This window comes from Pseudomonas kielensis (genome assembly GCF_014236655.1).
Classification (GTDB): Bacteria; Pseudomonadota; Gammaproteobacteria; order Pseudomonadales; family Pseudomonadaceae; genus Aquipseudomonas; species Aquipseudomonas kielensis.
The window spans coordinates 107,021-120,056 of the sequence record NZ_JACMYG010000015.1; the positions used below are offsets into that span (position 1 = coordinate 107,021).

Annotated in this window: 10 protein-coding genes; 6 read left to right on the forward strand and 4 right to left on the reverse strand. The window is 60.5% G+C overall.

The genetic code is table 11. The features are described from left to right. Positions 1-240: 240 nt before the first annotated feature. The 4 genes from H7995_RS16005 to H7995_RS16020 all read right to left on the reverse strand — a co-directional run bounded on the left by H7995_RS16005 (position 241) and on the right by H7995_RS16020 (position 4,721). Complete coding sequence (locus H7995_RS16005; RefSeq protein ID WP_185818593.1) at positions 241-990, reverse strand: FadR/GntR family transcriptional regulator; 750 nt, start codon at positions 988-990, stop codon at positions 241-243. 89 nt (positions 991-1,079) lie between these two features. After that, positions 1,080-2,807: an ABC transporter ATP-binding protein/permease gene (locus H7995_RS16010; RefSeq protein ID WP_166588785.1), complete on the reverse strand. Its 1,728-nt coding sequence runs from the start codon at positions 2,805-2,807 to the stop codon at positions 1,080-1,082. A gap of 98 nt (positions 2,808-2,905) precedes the next feature. Further along, positions 2,906-3,466 (reverse strand): response regulator transcription factor, encoded by a 561-nt coding sequence (locus tag H7995_RS16015; protein ID WP_095169320.1) that lies wholly within the window; start codon positions 3,464-3,466, stop codon positions 2,906-2,908. Further along, complete coding sequence (locus H7995_RS16020) at positions 3,459-4,721, reverse strand: ATP-binding protein (protein ID WP_166588786.1); 1,263 nt, start codon at positions 4,719-4,721, stop codon at positions 3,459-3,461. The genes H7995_RS16015 and H7995_RS16020 overlap by 8 nt, the downstream gene beginning before the upstream one ends. A 228-nt stretch (positions 4,722-4,949) precedes the next feature. Between H7995_RS16020 and H7995_RS16025 the strand changes: the two genes are divergently transcribed. From H7995_RS16025 to H7995_RS28480, 6 genes are all read left to right on the forward strand, one after another. Then, positions 4,950-5,666 (forward strand): SIMPL domain-containing protein, encoded by a 717-nt coding sequence (locus H7995_RS16025; RefSeq protein WP_166588787.1) that lies wholly within the window; start codon positions 4,950-4,952, stop codon positions 5,664-5,666. Positions 5,667-6,081: 415 nt separating this feature from the next. Next, positions 6,082-7,707: an ABC transporter substrate-binding protein gene (locus H7995_RS16030; RefSeq protein ID WP_166588788.1), complete on the forward strand. Its 1,626-nt coding sequence runs from the start codon at positions 6,082-6,084 to the stop codon at positions 7,705-7,707. A gap of 303 nt (positions 7,708-8,010) precedes the next feature. Then, on the forward strand, positions 8,011-9,612 hold the full coding sequence (locus H7995_RS16035; protein WP_185818594.1) for an ABC transporter substrate-binding protein: 1,602 nt from the start codon (positions 8,011-8,013) through the stop codon (positions 9,610-9,612). A gap of 171 nt (positions 9,613-9,783) precedes the next feature. Next, the gene (locus H7995_RS16040) at positions 9,784-11,199 is read left to right on the forward strand and encodes an OprD family porin (protein WP_166588790.1); all 1,416 of its coding nucleotides are present in this window, start codon (positions 9,784-9,786) and stop codon (positions 11,197-11,199) included. 76 nt (positions 11,200-11,275) lie between these two features. Continuing rightward, entirely contained in the window at positions 11,276-12,871 is a 1,596-nt protein-coding gene (locus H7995_RS16045; RefSeq protein ID WP_185818595.1) for an ABC transporter substrate-binding protein, read from the forward strand. A gap of 72 nt (positions 12,872-12,943) precedes the next feature. Further along, on the forward strand, positions 12,944-13,036 hold a 93-nt coding region (locus H7995_RS28480), incomplete at its 3' end, for a peptide ABC transporter permease (protein ID WP_244647731.1).

Here is a 13,036-nt window from a genome sequence, read left to right on the forward strand (position 1 = left end):
AAATACAACCGTCAACTGCAATTCATCATCCACGCACCCAGTCAGCCCCCAGGACGACCTCGATTGATAGTTAAGTGATTGATTTAACAATGGTAAAAACGAAAACAAAAAACATCCCGGACACCGCTGATCAGCGCGACGGCTTTTTCTGTTATGGGATGTCTTACGGCTAACACCGGCAATTCCGATGCTGGCCTCACACAGTGGGCCTTGCGCCCACTGCGGGTAGCGCGGTGCGGTCTAGCCGCGCTGGGCCTGGGCCTCTTCGTGGGCATGGCGCAGCCGCTCACGGCTGTTGGTCAGGTGCAGGCGCATGGCGGCGCGGGCGGCATCCGAATCCTGGCGCGCGATGGCGTCGTAGATTTCATCGTGCTCACGGGCCAGCCGGCTCATGTAGTGCTGGTGATCATCATGGGCCAGGCGCGCCGAGTTGAGACGGGTACGCGGGATGATGCTAGTACCCAGGTGGGTCATGATGTCGGTGAAATAGCGGTTGCCGGTGGCCAGGGCAATCTGCAGGTGAAACTGGAAGTCCGAGGCCACGGCGTCACCGGCATGGGCGGCGCTTTCATTCAGGGCATCCAGCGCCTCTCGCATCAAGGCCAATTGCTCGGGGCTGCGGCGTTGCGCGGCCAGCCCGGCAGATTCCACTTCCAGGCTGATGCGCAACTCCAGTACCGCCAGTACGTCACGCAGGGTGACCACGGTGGCCGGGTCGATGCGAAATCCGCTGGGGCTTGGCGTGTCGAGCACAAAGGTGCCGATCCCGTGGCGGGTTTCCACCTGCCCCGCAGCCTGCAAGCGCGAGATCGCTTCACGGACCACCGTCCGGCTGACGCCATGGGCCTCCATGATCGCCGACTCGGTGGGTAACTTGTCGCCACGCTTGAGCAAGCCGTCGCGAATCTGCTCGGACAGCACCGTCACCAGTTCCTGCGCGAGGCTACGGCGCTTGCGGGGCAGATGAGGGACGTCGATCGGGTTTTCCATGGTCAAGATCAATCTCAGGCAAGCAGTGATACGCACATCATAGCGCAGGGCGGTTGTACGATCACTGTTGACCTACATTTCCAATGGGATCAGGCCGTCACGGTCTGCTCTTTCAGGTGGCCATTGTCAATTCGCACATGGCGCGGATGGAACCGTTTCAGGCTGCTGCGGTGCCCAACGCTGACAATGCTCAAGCCTGGCAGTTGATCGATCAGTGCCTGGTACAGCGAGGCCTCGTCTTCTTCGTCCATCGCGGAAGTGGCTTCGTCCATGTACAACCATTGCGGTGCATAAAGCAGTGCGCGGGCGAATGCCAGGCGCTGCTGCTCACCCGGCGACAGCATGCGCTGCCAGTGGTTGGCTTCGTCCAGGCGCGGCACCAGATGGGGCAAACGACAAGTCTCCAGCACCTGCACGTAACGCTCGTGCGGGTAGGTATCGCCGGACTGTGGATAACTCAAGGCCTCACGCAGCGTGCCAATGGGCAGATACGGTTTCTGCGGCAGGAACAGGTAGCGCGCACTTGGCAGGCGAATCGCCCCATGCCCGGCCGGCCATAACCCGCCCATGGCTCGCAGCAGGGTACTCTTGCCACTACCGGAGCGACCGCTGAGCATCAGCCTGTCGCCCTGCTCCACCGTCATATTGGCGCTGGTCAGCAGATGACGACCATCCGCCAGGTCCAGGCCCACCTGCTGCACCTGCAGCTCAGCGCCCTCCTGGCGTACATCGATGGCCGGCGCACGCTCTTCGTTTTCGCTCATGGCCTGGCGGAAACTCAGCAACCGGTCACAGGTGGCACGCCAGGCGGCCAGGTCGGCGTAGGCGCTGATGAACCAGCTGAAGTTCTCCTGGACGTTGCCGAAGGCCGAGTTGATCTGCATCAGCTCCCCCAGTTCGATCTTGCCGGAAAAATACCGCGGTGCCGCAACGATGAACGGGAATATGATCGCGATCTGACCATAACCCGCGGTAAAGAACGTCAGGCGCTTGGACACTTTCATGATGTCCCAGAAGTTGTGCCAGACCATGCCGAACCGCGTACTCAAGCGCTGGTTTTCATTCGCCTCACCGTTGTACAGGGCAATGCTCTCGGCATTCTCCCGGACCCGCACCATGGAGAACCGCAGGTCGGCTTCAAAGCGTTGTTGCTGGTTGTTCAGCCCGATCAGGCGACGACCGATCAGGTGCGTGATCCAACTGCCTATCAACGCGTAGACCAGGGCGCACCAGAACATATAGCCGGGAATGGTGTAGCCAAATACTTCGATACTGCCGGACACACCCCACAGGATGATCGAGAACGACACCAGGCTGACCACCGTGCGAATCAGCCCCAGGCCCAGGCTCAGGGTATTGCTGGTGAAGCTGTTGAGGTCTTCGGAGATCCGCTGGTCCGGGTTGTCGGTGTAACCGCCCTGCTCCAGCTGGTAGTAGTTCTTGTGCTCGAGCCAGCGGGTGAAATGTTTTTCGGTGAGCCAGGCGCGCCAGCGGATGGTCAGCATCTGGGTCAGGTACAAACGGTACACCGCGCCCAGGATCGCCACCGCGGCAATCCCGCAGAAATACAGAATCAGGCTCCAGAACGCGGCATCGTCCTTCTTTTGCAGGGCGTTGTAGAAGTCCTTGTACCAACTGTTGATCCACACTGAAATCGCCACGCTGAACAGCGACAGGCCGATCACCGCAATCAACAGCAACCAGGCCTTGCCCTTCTCCTCACTGCGCCAATAAGGCGTGATCATCTGCCAGACACGGCGGAAAAACTGACCGCGCACCGCATCGTTGACCGCGGAATATTCAGCGTTCTGATTCATGATTCAGGCTCGATAGGAAACACAGAGAGTACGAACCGATCATAGATGATCGGTTCATTTTGTCCCGGGGGGGCTGGCGATATTCGTTCAGCGACGGTTCAGCGGCGAACCGGACGCTTCTGCAGTTTGCGCTGCAGGGTGCGCCGATGCATGCCCAGGGCGCGGGCTGTGGCGGAAATGTTGCCTTCGTGCTCGGTGAGGACGCGCTGGATGTGCTCCCACTGCAGGCGGTCCACCGACATCGGGTTTTCCGGCACCAGGGTATCCAGGTCGGCGTGCTCGGACAGCAAGGCGGCCAGCACATCATCGGCATCGGCCGGTTTGCACAGGTAATTGCAGGCACCGCGCTTGATCGCCTCGACGGCGGTGGCAATGCTCGAGTAACCGGTAAGGATCACCACGCGCATTTCCGGGTCGAGCTCCAGCAGCTTGGGCAGCAGCACCAGCCCCGAATCGCCATCCATTTTCAGGTCCAGCGCGGCGTAGTCCGGCAGGTCCTGCTGAGCGATGACCAGGCCTTCCTCGGCGGAACCGGCGGTGCTGACGCGAAAACCGCGGCGGCTCATGGCGCGGGCCATGACGCGGGTGAAAGTAGCGTCGTCGTCTACCAGCAATAAATGCGGCAGGTCTTCGCCTTCGACTTGGATCTCGTCACTCATGTTCGTCTCCTCGTGCGGCACGGGGCAGGCGCAGCTCGGTGAGCGTACCGCCTTCCTCATGACTGTAGAGTTTCACTGAGCCGCCGGCGCGTGTCACGCTGGCCTTGCTCAAAAACAGGCCCAGGCCGAAACCTTTGCCCTTGGTGGTAAAAAATGGCTTGCCGATCTGCTCGGCAATGGCCAGCGGCACACCGGCACCGTGGTCGCGAATACTGATGGTCAGCTCCACGGCGTCCCAGTCCAGCGTCACTTCCAGCCCTTCCGGGCAGGCATCGGCGGCATTGTTCAGCAGGTTGAGCAAGGCCTGGGTCAGGTCCGGCGGCGGTGCCAGGCGCGGCTCGCTGCCTTCCCCCTTCCGCTGCAGGCGGTAAGTGGCTTCGGGGCGCATCAGGTGCCAGCGGTCGAGCGCTTCGTTGAGCCAGACGCTGACGTCCTGCATGTCCACCGCCAGGCGACGATTGTTCTCGGCGGCGCGCACCAGTTGCTGCAAGGTCTGCTTGCACAGCTTCACCTGATCCTGCAGCACGCTCAAGTCCTCGCGCAGCATCGGGTCATGATGGTCTTGCAGCATCTCGTTGATCAGCACGCTCATGGTCGCCAGCGGCGTGCCCAACTCATGGGCAGCGCCAGCGGCCTGGGTGGCCACGGCCAGCAATTGTTGATCGCGCAGCCCCTCTTCCCGACGGATCGCCCGCAGCTCTTCCTGGCGGCGCAGTTCTTCGGCCATGCGCGCGGCAAAAAAGGTGATGACCGCCGCCGCCAGGGCAAAACTCAGCCACATGCCGTAGATCTGCATCTTTTCCCGGTACATCGGGAAGGTTTCCAGAGGGTAGAACTGCGCCAGCAGCAAGGTGTACATGGTCAGCGCAATGCCCGACAGGATTACCGAATAGCGCCACGGCAGGGTCACGGCAGCGATGGTCAGCGGCACCAGGTAATAAGAGACGAACGGGTTGGTCGAACCGCCCGAGAAATACAGCAGCGCACTGTGGATAAACAGGTCGCAAGCCAATTGCACCGCGTACTCAAGCTCAGTCACCGGCCATGAGGTGCGCAGCCGGATGGCCGTAAAGGCGCACAGCAGCATCGAGCAGCCGAGGGTCGCGGCCAGCTCCAGCCAGGGCAGCGGTAACAGGTCGAACCAATAGGCGAGCCCCACCGAACCGGCCTGGGCGGCCAGCACCAGGGTGCGGATGAACGTCAGTCGCCAGAGGTTCTGGCGAGTTGCGGAAAGTAGTTGTACGGGGGCGAGCATGAGCTCTCCTGATGAGCGCTCCAGGCGGATCGCGTCGAGTATAACCAAGCAGGGGGCCTGACAGGCAAAAGTGCGGCAAAGCGACACAGGGCAACGGGTCGCGCCGCGACAGCCTGCGCGCTATCTGTATAGAAGTTGTAACCGGCTGAACCGGACAATAGCAGCTAGAGTCTGATGGTTTTACGCAGGCTCGCACCGTTACCCCTGCGCACCACCCAAGGAGCTTTCATGAACACATTTCGCCGCAGTGCCGCCCTTCTCGCCCTCAGTGCCGGCACCCTGGCCAGCCTCCCGGCCCTGGCCGCGGACGAGTTGCACTACAACCAGATTTCCCTGCGCGCCGAAGTCAGCCAGGAAGTGGCCCGCGACCTGATGATCGTGACCCTCTACACCGAGGAGCAGAATGCCGACCCGGCCAAACTGGCGGCCGTGGTAAGCACCGCGATGAACAAGGCTCTGGGCCAGGCGCGGCAGGTCAAGGACGTGACCTTGCGTCAGGGCAGCCGCAACAGCTACCCGATCTACGACGACAAGGGGCAGAAGATCACCGGCTGGCGCGAGCGCGCCGAACTGCGCCTGGAAAGCTCGGACTTCGCCGCACTGTCCAAGCTCACCGGCGAACTGCTGGGCGATCTGAAGATGGCCGGCATGGACTTCGCCATCGCCACCCCGACCCGCAAGGCCAGCGAAGATGCACTGCTCAAGGAAGCGGTCAACGCCTTCAAGGCCCGCGCCCAACTGACCACCGAGGCCCTGGGCGGCAAGGGTTACAAAATCGTCAACCTGAACCTCAACAGCAACGGTTATCCGCAGCCTTACCTGCGTGCGCCAATGATGATGAAAGCCGCCGCCATGGATTCCGCCCCGGTGACCCCGGAAGTCGAAGCCGGCACCAGCCAGGTCAGCATGACCGCCGACGGCTCTATCGAAGTGTTGATGCCGTAACACGTGTAGGAGCGCGCTCGCGAAAGACCTCAACGCTGACGTGCGTAATCTTTCGACACGCGGCGTCCTTGAGTTCATCGCGAGCGAACGCGCTCCTACCGTTGCTTCCCCCTCGCCATCGCGAAAAACCCGTCTAGGCTGTACGTAGGTTCGGTAACACCTTGCTTCGGCAAGGTGCGCCAACCGTGCTTTCAGCACCCATTGGGTGCACCTATTGCACCGAAACAACCCCGCGCAAACGATCAAATGCGTCAAAGTTTATAGGAATGCGACATTAAGGTACGTTCGTACCACTGTTTAAGACTTGTAGCCGCTCTGGATCTTGCAATGGGTATAGGCCCTGCATAAGTATCCGCAGGTCGACTCACGAGGTCGTCCTCTAATTCCAAAAATGACAACAAATCATGAGGCCACCATGCTCAAACACGCGGTCATTCCGTTTTTAGTCGGCGCCAGCTTGCTCGCTAGCGCACCTTTCGCCTCCGCTGCGACTAACCTGGTGTTCTGCTCCGAAGGGAGCCCGGCCGGATTTGATCCGGGCCAGTACACCACCGGAACCGACTTCGACGCCTCGGCAGAGACCATGTTCAACCGCCTGAGCCAGTTCGAACGTGGCGGCACCGCTGTTATTCCTGGCCTGGCCACCAGCTGGGACGTGTCCCCGGATGGCCTGACCTACACCTTCCATCTGCGCGAAGGGGTCAAATTCCACACCACGCCGTACTTCAAGCCGACCCGTGAATTCAACGCCGACGACGTGCTGTTTACCTTCAACCGCATGATCGACAAAGACATGCCGTTCCGCAAAGCCTACCCCACCGAGTTCCCGTACTTCACGGACATGGGGATGGACACCAACATCAAGCACATCGAAAAAATCGACGACAAGACCGTCAAGTTCACCCTGGGCACGGTAGACGCCGCGTTCATCCAGAACCTGGCCATGAGCTTTGCCTCGATCCAGTCTGCCGAATACGCCGACAAACTGTTGAAGGAAGGCAAGCCGGGCGACATCAACCAGAAGCCGATCGGCACTGGCCCGTTCGTGTTCAAGAGCTACCAGAAAGACTCCAACATCCGTTACACCGGCAACAAGGACTACTGGAAGCCTGAAGACGTCAAGATCGACAACCTGATCTTCGCCATCACCACCGACCCGTCGGTGCGGATCCAGAAGCTGAAGAAAAACGAATGCCAGGTCACCCTCTTCCCACGTCCGGCCGACCTCAAGGCCCTGGGTGAAGACAAGAACCTGAAACTGCCGCATCAGGCGGGCTTCAACCTCGGCTACATTGCCTACAACGTGATGCCGGTCCTCAAGGGCCGTACTGACGCCAACCCACTGGCCAAGCTGGAAGTGCGCCAGGCACTGGACATGGCGGTGAACAAGCAGCAGATCATCGACTCGGTCTACCAGGGCGCGGGCCAACTGGCCGTCAACGCCATGCCGCCGACCCAGTGGTCCTATGACGACACCATCAAGGACACCAAGTACGACCCTGAAAAGGCCAAGGAGCTGCTGAAAAAGGCAGACATCAAGCCGGGCACCGAAATCACCCTGTGGGCCATGCCGGTCCAGCGTCCGTACAACCCGAACGCCAAGCTGATGGCAGAAATGCTGCAGTCGGACTGGGCGAAAATCGGCCTCAAGGTGAACATCGTCAGCTATGAATGGGGCGAGTACATCAAGCGTTCCAAAGGTGGCGAGAACCAGGCCATGATCATTGGCTGGAGCGGTGACAATGGTGACCCGGACAACTGGCTGAACGTACTGTTCGGCTGCGACTCCCTGAGCGGCAACAACTTCTCGAAATGGTGCGACAAGCCGTACGACACCATCATCAAGGAAGCCAAGGCCACCACCGACGTCGCCAAACGCACCGAGCTGTACAAGCAGGCGCAACACCTCCTCAAAGATGCAGTCCCGATGACACCTATCGCGCACTCGACGGTGTATCAACCCATGCGCAACACCGTGCAGGACTTCAAGATCAGCCCGTTTGGCTTGAACTCCTTCTACGGCGTCAGCGTCAGCAAATAAGGTATTGCCGCGGCGACGTTGCTGACGTCGCCGCGGCTCTATCTGCCAAGACAGCGGAACTGACCTGCTTCCCAAATCACTGCGGCCTACAACTGCGGGTTTAGGACGCATCGCCTTTTCTTACCTGTTCTTCAGGCCTTTCGCATTTACCGCCCGACACTCGGCCCACTAACGCCGAGGCGTCCGACCGTACTGCGCCTGAACCGGCAATCGCTGAAACCCGTGGTTCTGGACCCGTGATACCCGCACGTCCCCGGACGGGACGAGGGCTCATGGTTTACATCCAATAAGAGAGGGAGCGTCATGCGCCATACCTTGGTTTTATCCGCCCTGCTGGGCACCGGTCTGTTGGCCGCCACTTCCATCAGCCAGGCCGCCAGCAACAGCCTGGTGTTTTGCTCCGAAGGCAGCCCGGCGGGCTTCGACACTGCGCAATACACCACCGCCACCGACAACGATGCCGCCGAGCCACTGTACAACCGCTTGGCCGAGTTCGAGAAAGGCGCCACCAGCGTCGTACCGGGCCTGGCGACCCGCTGGGATATTTCCGCAGACGGCCTGACCTACACCTTCCACCTGCGCGAAGGGGTGAAATTCCACACCACCAAGTACTTCACCCCGACCCGAGATTTCAACGCCGACGACGTGCTGTTCACCTTCAACCGCATGCTTTCCCCCGACCACCCCTTCCGCAAGGCCTACCCCACCGAGTTCCCGTACTTCAACGGGATGAGCCTGAACAAGAACATCGCCAAGGTCGAAAAAACCGCGCCCCTGACCGTGGTCATGACCCTGAACTCGGTCGACGCTGCGTTCATCCAGAACATCGCCATGAGTTTCGCCTCGATTCTCTCGGCCGAGTACGCCGACCAGTTACTGGCCAAGGGCAAACCCAGCGACATCAACCAGAAGCCCGTCGGCACCGGGCCGTTCGTGTTCCAGCGTTACCAGAAAGACTCGCAGATCCGCTATGCGGGCAACAAACAGTACTGGGACCCGAGCCGGGTCAAACTCGACCAACTGATTTTTGCAATCAACACCGATGCCTCGGTACGGGTGCAGAAACTCAAGGCCGGCGAGTGCCAGGTCACCCTGCATCCGCGCCCGGCCGATGTCGAGGCGTTGAAAAAAGATCCGAAGCTGCAACTGATCGAAAAACCCGGGTTCAACCTCGGCTACATCGCCTACAACGTCCAGCACAAACCCTTCGACCAGCTCGAAGTGCGCCAGGCGCTGGACATGGCGGTGAACAAGCAAGGCATCCTCAACGCCGTGTACCAGGGCGCCGGTCAACTGGCGGTGAACGCCATGCCACCGACCCAGTGGTCCTATGACGACACCATCAAGGATGCCGCCTATGACCCGGAAAAAGCCAAGGCACTGCTCAAGGCTGCCGGCGTCAAGGAAGGCACCGAAATCACCCTGTGGGCCATGCCGGTGCAGCGCCCGTACAACCCGAACGCCAAGCTGATGGCAGAAATGCTGCAGTCGGACTGGGCGAAAATCGGCCTGAAAGTGAAGATCGTCAGCTACGAATGGGGCGAGTACATCAAGCGCACCAAGAACGGTGAACACGACATCAGCCTGATCGGCTGGACCGGCGACAATGGCGACCCGGACAACTGGCTCGGCACCCTGTACAGCTGCGACGCGATTGGCGGCAACAACTACTCCATGTGGTGCGACCCGCAATACGACAAGCTGATCAAGCAGGCCAAGATCGTCACCGACCGCGACCAGCGCACGGTGCTCTACAAACAGGCCCAGCAGTTGCTCAAGCAGCAAGTGCCGATCACCCCTATCGCCCACTCCACGGTCAACCAGCCATTAAGCGCCAAAGTCGAAGGATTCAAGGTCAGCCCCTTCGGTCGTAACGTGTTCTCGGGTGTCGGTATCGACCAATAACTGATTAGCCAGAACCTTGGGGGCGATTTTCGCCCCCGCACCAGACTGTCGCCTGAATTCGGCGATCTCGCCCCATGCAAACGTTTGCGATGCCTTGCTTGTGTTCAAAACCAAAGAGCCGGATCAGTGCAAGAGACCGGCAATAACAAGAGAAAAAAAGGAGCTTCACTGATGAAACTGAGCAACTCCGCCCTGTTGGCCCTGGCCATCAGCAGCATCACCGCAACCGCCTATGCCGAACCCCAGAGCCAGGCGTTCAACCCGGTGACGATCAACACCGGCAATGCCCAATCCGAGGCCACCGGCTTCATCGAAGGCCAGACGATCGGCGGCAGTACCCGCAACTGGTACGCCAACGAACAACTCAAGCGTGGCGGCAAGTTCGCCTACAAGAAAGACGGCGTTTCGACCCCCACCGATCGCCGGATCAACTGGGTCCAGGGCACCATCGTCAAGTACAACTCCGGTTTCACCCAGGGCACCGTGGGTTTCAGCACCGAGCTGGCGGCCTACAACGCCGTTGCGCTGGAACGTGATCGGGAAAACCTGGCCTCCAACAACGGCGGCGCTCCCGGCACTCGCCCTGGCGCAGGCAACAACCGGACCCTGACCAAAGAAGGCGGCGACGCCCAGGGACAATGGAGCAAGCTGGGCCTGGCCAACGTCAAGGCCCGCATCTCCAACACCACCCTGACTGCCGGGCGCATGAACTTCAGCAGCCCGCAAGTCGACGTCATCAGCAACCGTGCCCTGCCCTCGAGCTTCCAGGGCGTGGCCTTGCACAGTGAAGAGCTGACCAACCTGGCCTTCGACGTGGCCACCTTCGATCGCAACTCGCCGCGAACCGAAGAAAGCCTGAGCAAATTCCGCTCCGAATACGGCGCCATCGATGCCGAAGCCGATCACGTCAACACCGCCGGCATCAGCTACTCGCCGTTCGCCAGCCTGACCACCAGCCTCTGGGCCACCCAGGCCGAAGACATCTGGAACCAGTACTACTTCGGCGCCACCCATGTGCTGGGCGACAGCTCGGTGCTGAGCCTGACCACCGGCCTGAACTACTACAAGACCCAGGAGGAAGGCAAAGCCAAGCTGGGCAACATCGACAACGACACCTACTCCCTGTCGTTCGGCCTGACCCACCAGGCTCACACCCTGACCTTCTCCTACCAGGAAGTGAACGGTAACGAGTACTTCGACTACCTGCACGAAACCAACGGCATCTACCTGGCCAACTCCCTGCTGTCGGACTTCAACGGCCCGAACGAGAAATCCTTCCAGGTTTCCTACGGCCTGAACATGGCCGAGTACGGCGTACCGGGCCTCAAGTTCAACATTTACCAGGCACGCGGCTGGGGCATCGACGGCACCCACTACACCGGCACCGGCTACGACGGCATCCAGTCGCAAGACGGCGAACACCACTACGAATATGGCATTGGCAGCACTTACGCCATTCAGAGCGGTCCGCTGAAAGCCACCACCGTCCGCGCCACCTACACCGCGCACCGGGCGAGCGAAAACCAGGCTGATGGCAGCATCAACGAGTTCCGCCTGGTGACAACCATTCCGTTCAACGTCCTCTAAGGCGTGACAACTGCGGGGCCGATTCGACGAATCGGTCCCAACGACTAATCTGGCTCATGGAATACGGAGGGTTTATATGAAGATGCTTCCCTTGCGTGCGGTTGTCGCAGCCACCGTGCTGATGACAGCCATCGGTGCTTCGGCCAAACCCTTGGTGGTCTGCACCGAGGCCAGCCCGGAAGGTTTCGACCCAGTGCTCTACACCACTGCCGTTACGGCCGACGCCGCGGCAGAGACGCTGTTCAACCGCCTGGTGGACTTCAAGCCCGGTACCGCGCAGATCCAGCCGGCCCTGGCCGAAAGCTGGGACATCAGCCCGGACGGCCTGCAATACACCTTCCACCTGCGCCCAGGCGTAGCGTTCCACACGACCGACTACTTCAAACCGACGCGCACGCTCAACGCCGACGACGTGGTCTGGAGCTTCCAGCGTCAACTGGACCCCAACCATCCTTGGCACAAGCAATCGGCTGTCGGCTTTCCGTACTTTGAAAGCATGGACTTCCAGAACCTGCTCAAGCGCGTCGAAAAAGTCGACGACATGAGCGTCAGGTTCACCCTGAACCGCCCTGAAGCCCCGTTCCTGCTGGACCTGGGCATGGCGTTCACCTCGATTCACTCGGCCGAGTACGCCGCGCAGTTGCAAAAGGCCGACAAAATGGCCGACCTCAACAGCAAGCCGATCGGCACCGGCCCGTTCATCTTCCAGCGCTACGCCAAGGATGCCCAGGTCCGCTACAAGGCCAACCCGCACTACTTCCGTGGCAAGCCGCCGGCAGACCCACTGATCTTCGCGATCACCCCGGACAACAACACCCGCCTGCAAAAACTCAAGGCCAATGAGTGCCAGGTGGCGCTCTATCCCAAGCCCGACGACGTCCCGAGCATCCAGGCCGACCCGGCCCTGCAAATCGCCACCATCGCGGCGATGTCCACCGGCTATACCGCGATCAACACCAGCCACCCGTACCTGAGCGATGTGCGGGTGCGTCGGGCCATCGAGCTGGCCCTGGACAAACAGAACTACGTCGACACCCTGTACGGCAAGGGCAACGCGATTGCCGCGGTCAACCCCTACCCACCCGCGCTGCTGGGCTATAACACCACGCTGAAGAACCCGCCCCAGGACCTCGACCAGGCACGCGCCCTGCTCAAGGAAGCCGGTGTTCCACCCGGCACGGTGTTCACCCTGTACACCCGCAACGCCGGTGGCCCGACCAACCCGAACCCGCAATTGGGCGCGCAGTTGATCCAGGCAGACCTGGCCAAGGTGGGTATCACCATCGACATTCGGGTCATGGAGTGGGCGGAGATGCTCAAGCGTGCGAAGAAAGGCGAACACGACCTGGTGTCTGCTGGCTGGAGCGGCGACAACGGTGACCCGGATAACTTCCTCGGCCCGCTGCTGAGTTGCGAAGCCGCCAAAAACGGCGAAAACTACAGCCGCTGGTGCAACCCGCAATTCCAGGCGCTGATCACCCAGGCTCGGGCCACGACCGGTACCGCCGAGCGCGCCGCCCTCTATGAAAAAGCCCTGGTTATCCTGCACGACGAAGTGGTGTGGGTCGATCAGGCTCATCCCAAGATGTTTACCGCCATGCGCAAGAACGTAGACGGTTATTACATGAACCCGCTGACCACCAATAACTTCGCCACCACCCAGGTGAAGTAGAAAAAAACGCCGGCCACAGCCCGATCCTGGGCTGACCGGTACGCCTAACCGGCTGATGAGGTACACCAGAAGATGTTTAGTTTTATTGCCCGCCGATTGGGGTTGTTGATCCCCACGTTCTTCGGCATCACCCTGCTGACGTTCGCGTTGATTCGCATGATTCCC